At 66.6% G+C, this 17118-nt stretch carries 13 protein-coding genes; 7 read left to right on the forward strand and 6 right to left on the reverse strand.

Annotation, left to right across the window (positions count from 1 at the left end):
* Positions 1-119 precede the first annotated feature (119 nt).
* The 3 genes from GV161_RS07515 to GV161_RS07525 are packed head-to-tail and all read right to left on the reverse strand — an operon-like array spanning position 120 to position 3186.
* Positions 120-1256: a glycosyltransferase gene (locus GV161_RS07515; protein ID WP_152015295.1), complete on the reverse strand. Its 1137-nt coding sequence runs from the start codon at positions 1254-1256 to the stop codon at positions 120-122.
* Positions 1253-2524, reverse strand: a complete 1272-nt coding sequence (locus tag GV161_RS07520) for a glycosyltransferase family 4 protein (RefSeq protein WP_152015294.1) — start codon at positions 2522-2524, stop codon at positions 1253-1255. The genes GV161_RS07515 and GV161_RS07520 overlap by 4 nt, the downstream gene beginning before the upstream one ends.
* On the reverse strand, positions 2521-3186 hold the full coding sequence (locus GV161_RS07525) for a class I SAM-dependent methyltransferase (RefSeq protein WP_152015293.1): 666 nt from the start codon (positions 3184-3186) through the stop codon (positions 2521-2523). The genes GV161_RS07520 and GV161_RS07525 overlap by 4 nt, the downstream gene beginning before the upstream one ends.
* Before the next feature lie 18 nt (positions 3187-3204).
* Between GV161_RS07525 and GV161_RS07530 the strand changes: the two genes are divergently transcribed.
* Positions 3205-3816: a hypothetical protein gene (locus GV161_RS07530; RefSeq protein WP_152015292.1), complete on the forward strand. Its 612-nt coding sequence runs from the start codon at positions 3205-3207 to the stop codon at positions 3814-3816.
* A gap of 3 nt (positions 3817-3819) precedes the next feature.
* On the opposite strand, the gene GV161_RS07535 is transcribed toward GV161_RS07530, so the two are convergent.
* The 3 genes from GV161_RS07535 to GV161_RS07545 are packed head-to-tail and all read right to left on the reverse strand — an operon-like array spanning position 3820 to position 8778.
* Complete coding sequence (locus GV161_RS07535) at positions 3820-5577, reverse strand: adenylate/guanylate cyclase domain-containing protein (protein ID WP_152015291.1); 1758 nt, start codon at positions 5575-5577, stop codon at positions 3820-3822.
* A gap of 16 nt (positions 5578-5593) precedes the next feature.
* Positions 5594-6043: a cyclic nucleotide-binding domain-containing protein gene (locus GV161_RS07540; protein ID WP_152015290.1), complete on the reverse strand. Its 450-nt coding sequence runs from the start codon at positions 6041-6043 to the stop codon at positions 5594-5596.
* On the reverse strand, positions 6040-8778 hold the full coding sequence (locus GV161_RS07545) for an ABC transporter ATP-binding protein (protein WP_152015289.1): 2739 nt from the start codon (positions 8776-8778) through the stop codon (positions 6040-6042). The genes GV161_RS07540 and GV161_RS07545 overlap by 4 nt, the downstream gene beginning before the upstream one ends.
* Positions 8779-9097: 319 nt before the next feature.
* On the opposite strand from GV161_RS07545, the gene GV161_RS07550 reads away from it, so the two are divergent.
* From GV161_RS07550 to GV161_RS07575, 6 genes are read left to right on the forward strand one after another with little or no spacing between them, the layout of a single operon-like run.
* Positions 9098-10981, forward strand: coding sequence for an ABC transporter ATP-binding protein (locus tag GV161_RS07550; RefSeq protein WP_152015288.1), 1884 nt, complete (start codon positions 9098-9100; stop codon positions 10979-10981).
* Complete coding sequence (locus GV161_RS07555) at positions 10981-12894, forward strand: ABC transporter substrate-binding protein (RefSeq protein WP_152015287.1); 1914 nt, start codon at positions 10981-10983, stop codon at positions 12892-12894. Before GV161_RS07550 ends, GV161_RS07555 begins: the two co-directional genes overlap by 1 nt.
* Before the next feature lie 5 nt (positions 12895-12899).
* Positions 12900-13898 (forward strand): ABC transporter permease, encoded by a 999-nt coding sequence (locus tag GV161_RS07560; protein ID WP_152016214.1) that lies wholly within the window; start codon positions 12900-12902, stop codon positions 13896-13898.
* A gap of 2 nt (positions 13899-13900) precedes the next feature.
* Positions 13901-15073, forward strand: a complete 1173-nt coding sequence (locus tag GV161_RS07565) for an ABC transporter permease (RefSeq protein WP_152016213.1) — start codon at positions 13901-13903, stop codon at positions 15071-15073.
* A gap of 29 nt (positions 15074-15102) precedes the next feature.
* Positions 15103-16242, forward strand: coding sequence for a glycosyltransferase family 4 protein (locus GV161_RS07570; RefSeq protein ID WP_152015286.1), 1140 nt, complete (start codon positions 15103-15105; stop codon positions 16240-16242).
* Positions 16239-17030 carry a polysaccharide deacetylase family protein gene (locus tag GV161_RS07575; RefSeq protein WP_152015285.1) on the forward strand — a complete coding sequence of 264 codons (792 nt, stop codon included), beginning with the start codon at positions 16239-16241 and terminating at the stop codon, positions 17028-17030. Before GV161_RS07570 ends, GV161_RS07575 begins: the two co-directional genes overlap by 4 nt.
* Positions 17031-17118 lie beyond the last annotated feature (88 nt).

Below are 17118 nucleotides of genomic sequence, written 5' to 3' on the forward strand. Positions count from 1 at the left end.
CCGGCTGAAGATCCGGTGTCCTGGAGCCGACCGAAAGGGAGGCGTGTAGAACCTCATTAAAGCGAAAGCGATGGAGCGGCAATTCGCAAGAGGCATGCCGTCCCTTCGCCGGCATGCATTCACGCACGGCCCGCGAGCAGCTTCGCGATCGCCGCGACGGAACCCATCGCCCCGTCGAGATCGACTGTTGCAGCCGGCGGAACGCCCTGCGCCAGCGCCGCTTCGATCGCAGCAGCAAGCGCCTGTGGCCCTTCGGCAAGCTTCAGAACGCGCGCCCGCCCGGCCCGCTCCAACGCGGCGGCACGCAAAGCCTGCTCGGTCTCGTTGCCGGCGTCGAAGGGGACGAGGAGAGCAGGCCGTGTGGCCTGCAGCAGGTCGAGTACCGTATTATAGCCCGCCTGGCTGATCGACAGCGCGCAGGTGGCGAGCAGCGCCGGGAAATCCGGCCGGGCCCATTCGACGACTGCGTTGTCCGGAGCCGATTGTCGCAGGGCGGCGAAATCGACCTCGGAGACGCCGCGGCCAATCAGGAGATGGAAAGCGCCCTGCGGCAGCAAGCGAGCCGCCGCGAGCGCGGTCTCGAACAGCGGCAGCGCTGCCGCCGAACCGCCGCCAGAGACGAGGATTGTTCCGGAAGTGCCAATGGCTGATGCCGGCAACGCAGGTGGCTCCGCCAGATAGCCCGTATAGACCAACTTGCCTGCGATCTCCGGCGTCACCGGCCAGGAGGCTTCGAGCGGCAGGACGCGTGAGTCGCCATGCACCAGCACCGCATCGAACAGCATGGCGATCCGCCCAGCGGTCTCGGCCAATCGGTCCGAACGCTGCGGCGCAACCAACACATCGCGAATCGACGACAGGACGAGCGCACGCGGATTGGCCGCCTTTACCGCCGCGATCAGCGCCAGGAACTCGTCCGCGAGCTGGCGCCGGCCGAACGGGAAATGCTCGGTGATGACGATATCCGGCGAAAGCTCGTGCGCCAGCGCGACCAGTTGATCGCGCCGTGCGGCCAGGCGCTCCGGCGTCGCCGACTTGCTGTCTTCGTCGAGCAGATTGCGGAAATCCGTGCCTTGCGTGCGCACCGGCGGCAATTGCACGAAGCGATAATCCGCCGCCTTGCCGTCCGGCATGCCGCCGCTGACGAGCGTGACCTCGTGGCCTGCTCCAGCCAGCGCCCGCGCCAGCTGCCGCGCCCGCACGAGATGGCCGATCCCGAGCAGATGCGTGACCGCGATCAGGATGCACGCATTCATGGCGCGCCATCGTCCTTGCCGGCGACCGCCGCCAGCAGCGCCCGATGCACCCGCTCCAGCCCGGCCTGCGCCGAGAACTCGGTGCTCAACCTGTCGAAGGCGGCCGCTCCCAGCTTCCCGCGCCATTGCGGATCGCGGGCCAGCCCATCCAGCGCCTTGGCCAGGGCCGTGACGTCGCTCGGCCGCAGCAGCAACCCTTCGCGGCCATGCTCGACGAACTCGGGAATGCCGGCGAAATCGGTGGCGACGATCGGCAGGGCCTGGCTCGCCGCCTCCATCACCACATTGGGCAAGCCGTCGCGATCGCCGTTCCCCGCCTGCTTCGAGGGCAGCACGAAGAGGTCGGCCTCGCGCAACGCCGCGACAACGGCATCCTGCGCCTGCGCTCCGCGCCACTCGATCCGCGAGGCAAGGCCCAGTTTCTCGGCTTGCGCCTTCAAGGCCGCGAGCATCTCGCCGCCACCGATATGGACGAGCCGCCAGTTCAGCTCCGCCGGCAGGATCGCCAAGGCTGCCAGCAGATCGTCAAAACCCTTCTTCGCCACCGCCCGCCCGATGGTGATGAAGCGCACCGGCTCGGCCGGATCGGAGCCGTCGCGCGGCGGGCGCGCCTCAGGCGGTACCGGAAACCGCGCAAGATCGAGCCCGTGATAGAGCAGCGCGACCGTGTCGGGCCGATCGGCAAGACGCGCGAGCTCGGCATGGCCGTCGCGGGTGCAGGTCACGCCCCAGCGCGCGTCAGTGATCTTCTCGCGCTTCTCCCAATTCGGCGTCGTCCAGATATCCTTGGCATGGGCCGAGAACGACCAGGACAGGCCCCGGCTCAACGCTGCGTAGCGGATCACGGAGGCGGGCGTGTGCAGGTAGTGGACATGAAGATGGCGGGTGCTGGCCGGCAGTTCGCGCGCCATCACACAGGCCTGGCCGAAGCGGCGCAAGCGGTTGCGCGTGCGGTCACGGGAAAAATCACGCACAAAGACGCCGAGCAGGCGCAGGATACTCGGCCGCGCGAGGGCGTCGATGATCCCGCGCAGCACCCGCGGCCAATCGTCGTGCAGGTATTCCGGGAGATAGTGCAGCGGCGCCGTGATCTCCCGGTGCATCATGTGTCGCGCGCCATCGGTCGGGTGCCGCAGCGACCAGATCGCGAAGGGCAGGCCGAGCCGCTGCAGACCGAGCAGCTCCTGGGCGATGAAAGTCTCCGACAGGCGCGGATAACCCTTCATCGCGATCGCGATCGCCGGTCCGGCAGGCTCTTCGCTGCTCATCTGCGGCCGATCAGCATGAAGCGGGTGTAGTTCTTCGTCGGCAGCGCGCCAGCGAACCACAGCTCCGACAGTCCGGCCTGCTCCTTGAAGGCCTCGAGCGAGGGCACGCAGCTGCGATGGTCCGGCTCGCGGAAGTAATCATTGGATTGCAGCAGCAGCGGCAGCCCCACGGGCAGGCTGGCGACCCAGCCCGGCACATCGTCGAGATGCTCGCAGCTGGTGTTGATCACCAGCCCCGGACGCCCGCCTTCGACCTGCTCGAAATCGAGCCCCATCATGTCGGCGGTCACCGCCCGGAAACGCCCCGCAGCGACATGGCGATGGTTGAGGATCTCGGCGATCGGCGCGCAATCGGGATCGATGTCGAGGCTCACCAGCTCGGCGATGTCGAGGCGCGGATCGGCCAGCAGCAGGGCGCCGAGCACACCGTACCAGGCACCGAGGACGAAGACCGACCCGTCCGGCGTCGGCATCACCTTGGTCAGCTCGTCCACCAGCCAGCGCTTGGAAGCGATCTGCTTGTGGTTGAAGGCGATCGACAGATCGGCCGGCGCGCCCTTGCCGACGAGTCGGGCGAGGTCGGTCACGATCGCGTTCCCGGTCAGGGCTGCGACCCCGCGCAGGATATCGTAGAGAGCGTCGGCGGGCAGCGCGCTGGACATGCGGACGAAGGCTGAAGGATGAAGACCCAGGATCAGGCGGAACGCGGCGGACCATATGCAGTGTCACCGGCAAAGGCCAGTGCAGACGAGCCCGACGTTCCACTGCCGCATCTCGGCTCTCCGGCCGCGGCGCTGCGCCAGGTCATGGCCGCCCATCTCCTGCTGCGCTGCGATCACATCATCGAAATCGGTGGGGCCGGGCTGCCGATCACCGGTTACATCACGCATCGACCTGTTACCGTCACCGTCGTCGATCCGAAGATTGTCTCTTTCGCCGGGGAGAGCCTGAACGGCGCGCCGTGCCGGGTGCGCCATGTCCGGGCCAAGCTACAACAGCTCGACCTCGAAGCGCCGCAATCGCCGTTTGGGCTGGTGCTGCTCGGGCTGTCGCTCAAGCCGTTCGGCGATGATGAGGCGATCGACGCAAGGCTGCTGTCGCTCGTCCGCGCCGCAGACGTCCTGATCCTGGAGCATGCTCACAGCCTCGAACGGGTGCGCGGGCAGGTGCCTGCGCTGCTGGCGGCGCGCCAGGATCGGCCGGCAATCGACCTCGATCTGACCATCAACGATGCTGCGCTGGTGCAGGCTGGCTATCAGCGCCGGCGTTTCGCCGCCTTCGGTGCGTTCTGAGGTTCAGACCGGCTTTTCATCGACGATGGCCGTCGGCGCACCGCGGCCATCGTCGCGCAAAGCGTCGGTCCGCGGATCGCCTGCCGGCGTGCTACCGAAACCGTAGACCTGCATCGGCTTGTCGCGGCCCTTGACCGCGATCTTGTGCGGGACGGTGTCGCGATAGCTGCGGCCGGTCGCGCTCACCGTCTCGGCGGAGACGACGATGTCCGAGAGGAGCCGCCGCGTCGCCGCCTCGAGCTGGCTCGCGATCATCACGGTCTCGCCGACGGTGATCTCGCGCCGCCCCATGCTCTCGTTCTCGACCGCGCCGACGATCGCCTGGCCGCCATGGATGCCGATGCCGATGCGCAGCGGCAATGGCAGGCCGTTGGCATATTCGCGGTTGAGCGCCTCGACCGCGCGCACCATGTCGCCGGCTGCTGCGATCGCCGCCGCGCCCGCCCGCGCCGGCGTCGTCTCCAGGCCGAACACCGCCATCAGCCCGTCGCCATAGATCGCCTCGATCCGTCCGCCATGCGCAGCGATCGCCTGGGACATCTCGTCATAGAAGCGGTTGAGCAGGGTCATCAGGTCGTGCGGCAATTGCCGTTCGGACAGCGCGGTGAAGGCTCTGAGGTCCGCGACCATCACCGTCAGCCCCTTCTTGCCGATCCGGTCATCCGGATCGATGGTCCCCGACGGGCCGGCGCCGCGCTGCTTGGCGGCGAGCAGGATCTGGACCTGGAGGTCGCGCTTGGGCCTGATCTGGCAGGCGAGCCGAACATGGTCGCCAGCCGAAATCCGGCGCAGCAGCCGCGCTTCGTTCGGGCCGGGCGGCGGCAGGTCGTCGGCGCCGTCGAGCACCAGAACGCGACAGGTGGCGCAGCGCGCCCGCCCGCCACAGAGCGCGGCATGGGGAATGCCGAAGCGACGGAAAATCTCGAGCAGGGTCGGGCCGGGAATGACGCGGCGCACGCCGTGGCCAACGAAGCGCACCGCGATGGCGCCGAGCGCCCGCGCCCGCAGCTCGCGCAGCACGACGAAACCGGCAAAGCCCCCTATCAGGCCGAAGAAGGCGCGCTTGGCCCAGGTCACATGCAGATTGAAGGCATCGACCTGGTTGGCCGTATAGAGCTCGGGCGGGAGCGCCATCATCTGGGCTTCGCGGCCTGCCACCGAGAAGCCTATGATGGCCAGCAGCGGTATCAGGATCGCAACGAGCAGAAACGGATCGCGCCAGCTCGCATAGGCATCGCGCGCCCGGAAGGTGAAGTGCAGGCCGATCACGCCATGCGTCCAGACGAGCAAGAGCAGGAAGCTCTGCGACAAGGCGAGGCCCGGCCAAAGCCGGCGCAGCACCGCGTGATAGCTCTCGTCCTGGCCGAACAGGGAACCCTGAACCCGGGTGCCGACGATATGGTCGATCAGCAGGAGCGGGATCGCGACGCCGAGGATGATCTGGATCACTTCGCGCATCGGCATGCGGAAGGTGCGCCGCTGCGCCACGCGCAGCAGGGCGAAGACCGGATGGACGAAGAGCGAGCCATAGAGCGCGACCGTGCCGACCCAGCTGTGCCAGAACCAGTAGCGCCACTCCTGCGCCGCCTCCATCGCCGCAACGCCGAAGATGCCAAGCGCGTGATTGAGGAAATGCGTGGTCGCAAAGACCATCAGGATGCAGCCGGAGGCGAAGCGCACGTCCCGGCTCCAGGACGACATCTGGTCGAAGCCTGAGGCGGCGGGCTTGCGCCCCGCCGGCGTGCTCGGAATCGCTGTCATCGGCGCACCCGGCGCTTCAATGTGTCTTCTCGCCATGCAGGACGGAGTCGGCCAGGCGATAGAGCCGCCCGGCGAGATCGCGCGACAGCGCGACCGAGAACTCCGGAATATTGTCGAGCAGTTCGAAGAACAATGTCCGCGGCAGGCGCAGCGCCACCACGTCGGTCTTGGCGGTCGACCGCGCCGCATAGGTCTGGTTGCAGAGCAGGGGCACGTCGCCGATCAGGCTGCCGCTCGCAAGCCGGAAGGTCTTTGACCGTCCTTCCGGCGCCTCATGCGAGAGCTCCACCTCGCCTTCCAGCACGCAATAGACCTCCTCCGGCTTGTCGCCCTCTTCGGTGATGACAGTGCCGGCCGGGAAATGCAGCCGCTCGCCCATCAAGGCGAGCAGCTTCAGCCGCGGCCCCGGCAGCCCGCGGAAGAGGGGGATCGACTTCAGGCAGCCTATATCGCTCTCGAGCGTCATGTCCTTGCCCCGATCGGAACCGCGCCATTGGAAATCGGCAGATCGTCCTGCAGATCGTCCGACTCGTCGCTGGCTCCGCCTTTGCTGCCCACCCGGGCCACAGCTCCGTTGAATACGATCTTCTCAGGGATATCGGCAGCCAGCCCCTGATCGGTCAAGAGCAGGAACGTCGTCTTGTCCTGGCAATAATGGCCGATACGCCGGATCAGGCCGCCGGGATCGGCGCAGGTGACGGCGAAGGCATCGAGATCGAGCACCAGGATATCGGGCCGTTTGATCAGCGCCTGCGCCAGCGGCACCATCAGCCGCAGCCGCAGCGGCAGATAGCGGCCACGCAGCCCGACATCGGTGCCAAGCCCCAGGCGATAGGCTGCCGAGTCGAGCCCAGCGCGCGACAACGCCGCCCGGGCGATCTCCGCCACCTTGCGACCGGCATCGGGGACGCCGAAACCGATACGCCCGAACAGCAGGTTGTCGCGCACGCTCGCGCCGTGGATCACATCGGCCGGATCGTAGAACTCGATCTCGTCGGCCTTCTCGCCGGGCAGATAGGTCTTGAAGCTGTGCCGGGCCCGCAGTACCCGTCGGCGCAGGGCGATATCGAGCAGATTGAGCCGGTGCTTGGGCTCGACATAGCCGAGCGCGAGCGCGACCAGCTCGCGCTGCACAGTCGGATCGAGCAGGCTGCGCCGGTCGTGCCGCCGCAGCGCCTCGGCGAGCTCGCCGAGCTTCTCCAGGTCGATCTCGCCGCCGAAGGCGTAGCGCTCGAACAGGATGTGGCCCTGCGGCAGGCCGGCGAAGATCTCGACCAATGTCGAGGCGATACGCCCGCCGATCTCGGCCAGCGGTTCCTCCAGCGCCTCGGCCTGCAGCACCGAGCGTGCGTAAGGATCCTCGAGCAGGAAATCGGCCGGCTGGCGGCCATTGCGCATTGCGCCGAAGACGAGGTTCTCCGCGATCGTCGCATTGGCATTGTAGCGGTCGAGGTCGAAGGTCTCGATCAATCCGCCGAGCTTGGTCTTGGTCAGTTCGGCCGCGACGACCTTGCGCGCCTCGACGATGCGCTCGGCCGCGCCTTCGGGCAGCGGCGCGATCACCTTGGCGTCGAGGCCGAGCTCATAGATCTCGTCGGCGCAGCCGAGCGTGTCGAGCACGGCGAGCATCCGCTCGTCCAGCGCCTCCTCGCCGTCGAGGCCTACACCTTCATAGTCGTTCCAGTCGGCGCCGAAGGGCAATGGCGTGTTGCCGGCCCGCAGCGCCTCGATGAAGCGGCGATGCTCGTCCTGGTCGACGACACGGTCGGGTTTGACCACCGGCCGCTTGCGCTTCAGCGGCAGCAGGATGTTGTCGCGCAGCGAGCCGTTGATGATCTCGATCTCGGGGCCGGCATACCCGATCAGATGGCTGGCGCGCTCGACGCTGATTGCGGACAGGGGCTCGCCGTCGATCAGCACACGCCCGCCATAGCTCATCGTCTGCCGGCCGAGGATGCGGCCAAGCGTGTCGCGGCCACTGCCTGCCGGCCCGATCAGCGCGACCTTCCCAGGTCGGTGCAAGCTCAGGCTCAGCGGCGCCAGCAAAGGCTGGCCGCGATTGTCGACCATCTCGAGCTTGTCGAGCCTGATCTCGCCGCGCGGCGCCAGCGGCGCGATCTCGCCCTTCTCCTCCAGCGTGACCACCTCGCTCGGATTGAACTGCTGGATCACCTGCTCATATTTGATGGTGACGTCGTTGCGTTGCTGCTCCCAGTCGATCAGCTCCTTGATCGGCGGCGGCAGGTCGCGATAGGCCGCGATCACCGCGACGAGCTGTCCGATGTCGAGCCGGCCCTGCAGGGCGAAGAAGCCGCCGACCGCGTAGAAGAAGAAGGGCGTGATCTGCGCCAGCAGGTTGTTCAGGAACTTGACCGCGAATTTGCGCTTGTAGAGCGCATAGCGGATGTCGAAGAGCGTCCCCAGCCGGCCGGCGATGTCCGACTGGATATAGGAGGTCGCGCCATTGCCCTGGATCGTCGGCCCGGCATCGACGATCTCGCCGATGCGGCCCGCAAGCTGGCGCGAGGCGATCTGGCGCTCTCGGCCGAGCCTGAGCTGCTCCTTGCGCAGAATCGGGATGATCACCGCCTGGATCAGCACGATGACCAGCGCGATCGAGCCGAGCCAGACGCTCTGCATCATGATGAAGGCGAGCGCGGTCAGCGCCTGGCTGAGCAGGAAGGCCGGCTGGATGAAGGCGTCACCGACGAAGCTGCCGATCGGCTCGACCTCGTCCTTGATCATGCTCGCGACCTCGGCCGGCTTGACCGAACGGATCTCCTCCGGCCGGAAACGCATCAACTGGCTGAACAGATCGTAGCGCATGCGCCTGAGCATCCGCTCGCCCAGAATGCCCTTCTGCAGGTTGACGACGTATTTGAAGCCGCCGTTGATCAGGACGAGCGCGAGGAAATAGAGGCTCAGCGTCAGCAGCAACCCGAGCTGGCTGACCTTGAAGCCTTCGAAGAGCTGGACGCTGCCGCCACCGAGCATATCGGGCCAATGCAGCGTCCAGTCGAATACCGTCGCCGTCGTCTTGCCATCCTTGAAAGCCCCGCCCTGGATGGCGTCGTTGACGATGCGCTTGGGGACGTCGAAGGACAGCCAGTTGAACGGGATCGAGACGAGGATCACGAGCAGAACGATGATCTGCTCCCGGCGACTCTTCTGCCAGACGTAACGGAAGAGGCTTCTCTCCAAGGGGCTTTCCCATCCCGTATCCGGAAGAGCGGACACTCCGCCGGCTTGACCCCATATGTGGGCAGTTCACTCCGCCGCGCAACACGTTGCGGGACTCGACAAGTTCGGCGAATTCAAGTTCGGTCGAGGCAGGCGGCGTAGCCGGGAGCATCGCCCTGTTGCAAGATCGTCATCGAGACGGGACAAGGACGGCGGACGGGAGAGCGCAGACGCCACACGATAGCGGGAGGAGACGCTTCGGCGGCAAATCGATCGGCACGGCGGCGTAGATCGCGGGTCCGGTACCACGAACATCAGGGGACGACGGCGGCAGCCGCAGATGAACATTCTCGAGATCAACGACCTCCGGATCGGCTTCACCATCCATGGCTTCGCTCGCGATGTCGTGAAGGGCGTCGATTTCCGCATTCCGGCCGGCAAGACGGTGGCGCTCGTCGGCGAGTCCGGCTCCGGCAAGTCGGTGATCTCGCAGGCGATCATGGGGCTCCTGCCGCGGGCCGGCGCGGTTACCGGCGGAAGCATCCTGTTCCGCGACCCGCAGACGCCTGGCGCCGTCACCGACATCGCCGGCCTGCCGGCCGAGGGCAAGGAGATCCGCGACCTGCGCGGCGGGCGCATCGGCATGATCTTCCAGGAACCGATGTCCTCGCTCTCGCCGGTCCACACCATCGGCAACCAGATCGAGGAGGCGCTGCAACTGCACCGGCCGATGCCGAAGCCGCAGGCGCGCGAGCTGATCGAGGCAATGCTGAAGCGCGTCGGCTTCAGGGACCCGGCCCGCGCTTATGATTTCTACTCCTTCGAGCTCTCCGGCGGCCTGCGCCAGCGCGCCATGCTCGCCATGGCGCTGATCTGCCAGCCCGCGCTGCTGATCGCCGACGAGCCGACGACAGCGCTAGACGTCACCATCCAGGCCCAGGTGCTCGACCTGATGCGCGATCTCCAGGCCGAAATGGGCATGGCGATCCTGCTGATCACCCATGATCTCGGCGTCGTCGCCAACATGGCCGACGAGGTCGTGGTGATCTACCATGGCGAGATCATGGAGAGCGGCCCGGCCGAGGACATCTTCCGCCGCCCGCAGCACCCCTATCTCAAGGCGCTGCTCAAGGCCTCGCCGCATTTCGACATGCAGGAGGGCGAGCGGCTTGTCGCCCTGCGCGAGGCGCGCCCGCGCGTGCCGGCCGCGCCGAAACCGGCGCCGCCGCCGCAAAGCCGCGATCAGCAGGCACCGCTGCTGGCGGTTCGCAACGTCCACAAGACCTATACGACCCATTCGAGCCGCTTCTTCGGCAAGGGTACGACTTCGACCGTGACCGCCGTCAACGATGTCAGCTTCGACATCGAGCGCGGCGAATGCCTCGGACTGGTCGGCGAGAGCGGCTGCGGCAAGACCACGCTCAGCAAGCTGATCATGCGGGCGCTGACACCGGATTCAGGCGAGATCCGCTTCGACGACGGCAAGGACTGCATCGACCTCCTCTCGCTGCAGGGCGAGGCGCTGCGCCGCTTCCGCCCCAAGCTGCAGATGATCTTCCAGGACCCGGTCTCGTCATTGTCGCCGCGCATGACCGTGATGAACCTCCTGCGCGAGCCCCTCGTCATCCACGAGCGCGGCGACGGCGCCGAGCAGAAGGCTCGCGTCAAGGCCCTGATGGACGATGTCGGGCTCGATCAGCGCTTCCTTTCGCGTTATCCGCACTCCTTCTCCGGCGGCCAGCGCCAGCGCATCGGCATCGCCCGCGCGCTCGCGCTCGATCCGGAGCTGATTATCTGCGACGAGCCGGTCTCGGCGCTCGACGTCTCCGTCCAGGCGCAGATCCTCAACCTGCTCAAGGACCTGCAGGCCGAACGCGGCCTGACCTTCCTGTTCATCTCGCACAATCTCGCCGTGGTGAACTACATGGCCGACCGCATCGCGGTGATGGCGAACGGGCGCATCGTCGAGCTCGCACCGCGCCATACGCTCTTTACCGCACCGGTCCACCCCTACACCAAGGCGCTGCTGAAATCGGTGCCCTTCGCCGATCTCGACCGCAAGCTCGACTTCAAGCTGGCTGCGCCCGGCGGCGCCTCCGACACCCGCCATTGGCCGGCCTCCTTCAAGCCCGACGCTCAAGGCGAGCCGCTCGCCCATCTCGATCTCGGGGCCGGTCATCTCGTCCTCGCCAAGCCCGGTGCCGATGTCAGGGAGCTCGCCTGATGCGGATCGCGCGCCGGAGCTTTCTCCTCGGGACGGGCGCCGCCCTCCTTGCACCGCGGCTCGGCCTCGCCGGCGTCGAGACACTAATCGACAGCCCGGCGCTCGCCGCCAAGGTCACGGCCGGCGAACTGCCTGGTCTTGCCGAGCGCCTGCCGAAATCGCCACGACTGATCAACGTGGCGGCGATGGGCCGCGCGCCCGGCAGGCACGGCGGCACCATGCGCATGCTGATGGGCGACCAGCGCGATATCCGCATGATGACGATCTATGGCTACACCCGTCTCGTCGTCTACGACGACAAGCTCGAGCTGGCGCCCGATCTGCTGGAGAGTTTCGAGGTCGAGCGCGGCCGCGTCTTCACCTTGCGGCTGCGGGCCGGCCACCGTTGGTCCGACGGCCACCCCTTCACCGCCGAGGATTTCCGCTATTGGTGGGAGGACGTCGCCAACAACAAGCGGCTCTCGCCGGGCGGGCCGCCGCAGGCGATGGTGATCTCCGGCCAGCCCTGCCGCTTCGAGATCCTCGACGAGCTGACGCTGCGCTACAGCTGGGCCGAGCCGAATCCGGTCTTCCTGCCTGCGCTCGCCGGCGCCCAGCCGCTCTATATCGCCATGCCGGCGCATTACCTGAAGCAGTTCCACCAGCGCTATGCCGGCAAGGAGGAGCTGGAGCAGAAGATCAAGAACGGTCGGGTCAAGGACTGGGGCTCGCTGCACGAGCGCTTCTCGCGCCAATACCGGCCAGAGAACCCCGATCTGCCGACGCTCGACCCCTGGCGCAATACCACGTCGATCCCGGCCGAGCGTTTCACCTTCGTTCGCAACCCCTATTTCCACCGGGTCGACGAGAACGGTCGGCAGCTCCCCTATGTCGACGAGGTCACGCTGACTATCGGCAGTTCGGCGCTGATCCCGGCCAAGACCGCAGCCGGAGAGACCGACCTGCAAGCCCGCTATCTGCGCTTCGAGGACTATACCTTTCTCAAGGGCGCTTCGAAGCGGATGAATTTCGAGGTCAGGCTGTGGAAGCGGGCCGAGGGCGCCTCATTCGCGCTGATGCCCAATCTCAACGCGATCGATCCGATCTGGCGCGACCTCAACCGCGATGTGCGCTATCGCCGTGCACTCTCGCTCGCGATCAATCGCCGCGACATCAACCGGGTCATCTACTTCGGGCTCGCCAAGGAGAGCGGCAACACCGCTTTGCCCGAGAGTCCGCTCTATGATGCGGCGCTGGCGCAGCTCAACATGACGCCGGATCTCGCCGAGGCCAACCGCCTGCTCGACGAGATCGGCTTGTCCAAGCGTGACGGCGAGAAGATCCGCCAGTTCCCGGATGGGCGACGCCTGGAATTCACCATCGAGACCGCTGGCGCCTCGACCGAGGAGACCGACATCCTCGACCTGATCAAGCAGGATTTCATCGCGATCGGCATCAAGATCCACCCGCGCTCGAGCCAGCTCGATGTCTTCCGCCGCCGCATCCTCGCCGGCCAGACGATCATGTCCGGCTGGACCGGAATGGACAACGCGCTGGTCGCGGCCGAAATGGAACCGGACGCGCTGGCGCCCACCTCGCCCGCCCAGTTCAACTGGCCGCGCTGGGGCCAGTATTTCGAGAGCGGTGGCCGCGAAGGCGAAGCGCCCGACAGTCCGGAGGCAAAGGAACTCGTTGCGCTCTACAAAGCCTGGCGGCACTCAGCGACCCATCAGGAGCGCCGGGAAATCTGGCAGACGATGCTGAAGATCAACGCCGAACAATTGTTCACGATCGGCGTGGTCAACGCCACGCTGCAGCCGGTCGTGGTCGCCAAGACGCTACGCAATCTGCCTGAAAATGGCCTCTACAGCTTCGAGCCGGGCGCCTTCTTCGGCCGCTACATGCCGGACACGTTCTGGTTCGAGGGGAAATAGCCGTGCTGCTGAAGTACATCTTCAAGCGCATCCTGGTGATGATCCCGACGCTGTTCGTCACCAGCGTCCTGATCTTCACCGTGATCAACCTCCCCGAGGGCGACTATTTCGAGACGATGGTCGCCGAGATGCAGGCCCAGGGCGAGAAGGCGGATATGAGCCGCGTCGAGTTCCTGAAGAAGGAATACGGCTTCGACAAGCCACCGGCCGAGCGCTATTTCTGGTGGGTCACCGGCCTTCTGCGCGGCGATATGGGCTATTCCTTCGAGTACCAGTTGCCGGTGCGCGACATCGTCGGCGACCGCCTGTTGCTGACCATGGTGGTCTCCTTCTTCACCATCATCTTCACCTGGATCGTCGCTTTTCCGATCGGCATCTACTCAGCGACGCACCAGTACAGCTGGGGCGATTACGGCCTCACCTTCATCGGCATGCTCGGCCTCGCCATACCGCATTTCCTGCTGGCGCTGATCTTTCTCTATTTCGCCAATATCTGGTTCGGCACCTCGATCGGCGGCCTGGTCGACCCGCAATATCTCAACCAGCCGATGAGCTGGGCCAAGTTCAAGTCGGTGCTGGAGCACCTCTGGATTCCGGTGATCATCATCGGCGCCGGCGGCACCGCCGGCATGATCCGCAAGCTGCGCGCCAACCTGCTCGACGAACTGCAGAAGCAGTACTACGTCACCGCCCGCGCAAAGGGCCTGCCGCCGGGCAAGGCGCTGCGCAAATATCCGCTGCGCATGGCGCTCAACTTCTTCATCTCGGATATCGGCGACATCCTGCCCTCGATCGTCTCCGGCGCCGAGATCGTCGCGATCGTGCTCTCGCTGCAGACCACCGGCCCGCTGCTGATCCGGGCGCTGCAGAGCCAGGACATGTACCTCGCCGGCTCCTTCCTGATGTTCCTGTCCTTCCTGACCGTGATCGGCGTGCTGATCTCCGACATCGCGCTCGCCATTCTCGATCCGCGCATCCGCCTGCAGGGGACGGCGACCAAGTGACGATGCCTCCCGCCCCACAGGCTTCCGAGCCGCTGCCGCATCGCTGGTCGACCGCGCCGTTCGAGCCCTATGCGATCGAGAAGATGTCGCCCGAGCAGGAGCGGGTCTATCTCGCGCCGCAATGGAAGCTGATGTGGTGGAAATTCCGCAAGCACAGGCTCGCGGTGATCTCCGGCGTCGTCATCCTGCTGATGTACCTGTCGGTCGCGATCTGCGAGTTCCTGGCGCCCTATCACTACACGACGCGCAACACCGACTTCATCCGCGCCCCGCGGCAGGAGCTGCATCTCTTCCACGAGGGCAGCTTCGTCGGGCCCTTCGTCTATCCGTATGTCCAGCGCCTCAACATGGAGAACCTGAAGCGCGAATATGACGTCGACGAAACCAGGCCGCAGAAGCTCCGCTTCTTCTGCCGCGCCGACAATTACGAGTTCTGGGGCCTCATCCCCGGCAATCTCCACCTGATCTGCCCGCCCGAGGGCGGCACGCTCTATCTGCTCGGCACCGACCGGCTCGGGCGCGACATGTTCTCGCGCATCCTCTATGGCGGGCGGATCTCGCTGACCATCGGCCTGCTCGGCGTCAGCGTCTCCTTCGTGCTCGGCATCATCATCGGCGGCATCGCCGGCTACTATGGCGGCAAGGTCGATCTCATCGTCCAGCGCGTCATCGAGATCGTGCAGTCGCTGCCGCATATCCCGCTCTGGCTTGCGCTGGGGGCGATCATGCCGCCCTCCTGGAGCCCGTTGCTGGTCTATTTCGGCATCACCGTGATCCTCGGGCTGATGGACTGGACCGGGCTCGCCCGCGCCGTCCGCTCGAAACTGCTGGCGCTGCGCGAGGAGGATTATGTCGTCGCCGCCCAGCTGATGGGCGCCAAGCCGGCCCGCATCATCGGCCTGCATCTCGTGCCCGGCTTCATGAGCCATCTCATCGCCGCCGCGACGATCACCATTCCCAAGACGATCCTTGGCGAGACTGCGCTGTCCTTCCTCGGCCTCGGCCTGCGCCCCCCGATCACCAGCTGGGGCGTGATGCTGAACGAAGCGCAGAACATCAACGTCGTCGCGCTCTATCCTTGGCTGCTCTACCCTTGCGTCCCGGTGATCGTCATCATCCTCGCCTTCAACTTCCTCGGCGACGGCCTGCGCGATGCGGCCGATCCGTATCGCTGAAGCTCGCTCGCCCATCGCAAGACCAACCCGTGAAGATCGCTTTCCACACGCCGCTGAACCGCTATGGCGACGGCGCCCCCTCCGGCGACCGGCTGATGGCGCGCCAGCTGGTGACGCTGCTGGAAGATCTCGTCCATGCTGTCGAGATCGTCCCGGCCGAGCGCAGCTTCATGCGCGAGCCCGACCCGGTGCTGCTCGCAGCTCACAAAAAAGCAGCGCAAGACGTGATCGCGGCGCTGACTGAGCGTTGGCAGGCGCCGAAAGCCCGGCCCGACCTGTTCTTCACCTATCACTGCCACTACCGCGCCCCGGACCTGATCGGCCCAGCCCTGGTCGAGCACTTCGCCCTGCCCTACCTGATTGCCGAAGCCAGCGATGCGCAGAAGCGCTTCACCGGCCCCTGGGCCGAGGCGGCGGCGCTCGCCCGCGAGGCGATCCTGCGCGCCGATCTGCATCTCTGCATGACCGAGCGCGACCGCGAAGGCCTGAGCCGGCTCGTCCCCGAGCCTGAGCGCCTGGTCGACCTGCCACCCTTCCTGCTCGGTGTCGAAGACGTTCCGGAGCACTCTGTCGCGCCTCGCGAGGGGAACGAACCGGTGCGCCTGATCGCCGTCGCGATGATGCGCCAGGGCAACAAGGCCGCCTGCTACCTCTTCCTCGCCCGCACGCTTGCCCACATCGCCGACCTGCCCTGGACACTGACGCTGATCGGCGATGGCCCCGAGCGTTCCGTCATCGAAGCCGCCTTTGCCGGCTTTCCGCCCGGTCGCATCCGCTTTCTCGGGCGGCGCGAGCGCGCCGAGATCCTCGCCGAACTCGCGACGCACGACCTCTTCGTCTGGCCGGGTCTGAACGAGGCCTACGGCGTCGTCTATCTCGAAGCGCAGGCGGCTGGGCTTGCCGTCGCGGCGTTGGACAGCGGCGGCGTGCCCGCCGTCGTGGCGCGCGATCGCACCGCACTACTCGCGCCTCATGGCGACGAGGCCGCGCTGGCGGCAACGATCGCGCGGCTGGTCAAAGATTCCGGCTTACGCGCCCGCATGGGCGGGGCGGCACAATTGTTCGCGCGCCAGGAACGGAATGGCGACAGCGCCCGCAAAATCCTCGCCGGCGCGCTGGACGCCGCCATCGCCCGGCATGGCCGCAGGGCCCCGGAGACCGTACTGTGACCGAGGATGCGCCCTGGTCCGCCCTCTTCGCCGAGCTCGACCGGTGGGTCGCCGCCGGCAAACGCCTCGATCTCTGGCTGCGCGACGACGACGCGACTGCTCCCAGCGACCAGCTCGACCGGCTCGCAGCCCTTGCCGGGCGCTTCACGATCCCTGTGCTGCTCGCCTCGATCCCGCTGCTGGCACAGGAAGCGCTGGCGAAACGCCTCGATACCGCCCCCCTTCTCCAGCCCTGCCAGCATGGCGCCTGGCATCGCAGCTATGCCCCGGCCGGCGAGAAGAAGAACGAGTTCGGCCTGCACCGGCCGCTTCCGGAGATTCTCGCCGAGATCGCCCTCGGCCAAGAGCGCCTGCGCGAGCTGTTCGGCAGCCGCTTCCTTCCGGTCTTCGTGCCCCCTTGGAACCGCATCCATCCCGATGTCGCCGCGGAACTGCCCGGGCTCGGCTTCACCGGCCTGTCCTGCTTCCGCAATTTCGCGCTCGGGCCGGCCGGCGGCCCTCGCCTCGTCAACACCGATCTCGACCTGATCGACTGGCACAATGGCCGCGTCGGCCGGCAGCCCGGCGACCTCCTGGCCGAGATGGTCCAAACGCTCGCCATTCGCCGCACGAGCCCGGAATCGAGCCAGCCTTTCGGCTTGCTACTGCACCATCACGATCATGACAGCGCGGCCTGGGACTTCCTCTCGAATCTGCTGGAGCGGCTCTCCGGTCACGCAGCTGTCGCATTCTCCAGCCCCGATGCACTCTTCGGCGCTGCAACAAACTTGGCAACAGACTTGGATTGACGCGCCGCCGGCGCTATGGTTTTGGCCAGTTCGGGTGCGTTCCTTGCGTCCCCCGGAGGCCATCTGACCTTCAAGCAGAGGACGCGAC

It is taken from the genome of Bosea sp. 29B, assembly GCF_902506165.1.
GTDB lineage: Bacteria > Pseudomonadota > Alphaproteobacteria > Rhizobiales > Beijerinckiaceae > Allobosea.

What these genes read in the sequence shown, in the direction of transcription:
- GV161_RS07550 (WP_152015288.1), top strand. Translation starts at nt 9,098, where the DNA reads ATGAACATTCTCGAGATCAACGACCTCCGGATCGGCTTCACCATCCAT.
- GV161_RS07565 (WP_152016213.1), top strand. Translation starts at nt 13,901, where the DNA reads ATGCCTCCCGCCCCACAGGCTTCCGAGCCGCTGCCGCATCGCTGGTCG.
- GV161_RS07525 (WP_152015293.1), bottom strand. Translation starts at nt 3,186, where the DNA reads ATGTCCAGCGCGCTGCCCGCCGACGCTCTCTACGATATCCTGCGCGGG.
- GV161_RS07530 (WP_152015292.1), top strand. Translation starts at nt 3,205, where the DNA reads ATGAAGACCCAGGATCAGGCGGAACGCGGCGGACCATATGCAGTGTCA.
- GV161_RS07535 (WP_152015291.1), bottom strand. Translation starts at nt 5,577, where the DNA reads ATGACAGCGATTCCGAGCACGCCGGCGGGGCGCAAGCCCGCCGCCTCA.
- GV161_RS07555 (WP_152015287.1), top strand. Translation starts at nt 10,981, where the DNA reads ATGCGGATCGCGCGCCGGAGCTTTCTCCTCGGGACGGGCGCCGCCCTC.
- GV161_RS07540 (WP_152015290.1), bottom strand. Translation starts at nt 6,043, where the DNA reads ATGACGCTCGAGAGCGATATAGGCTGCCTGAAGTCGATCCCCCTCTTC.
- GV161_RS07520 (WP_152015294.1), bottom strand. Translation starts at nt 2,524, where the DNA reads ATGAGCAGCGAAGAGCCTGCCGGACCGGCGATCGCGATCGCGATGAAG.
- GV161_RS07515 (WP_152015295.1), bottom strand. Translation starts at nt 1,256, where the DNA reads ATGAATGCGTGCATCCTGATCGCGGTCACGCATCTGCTCGGGATCGGC.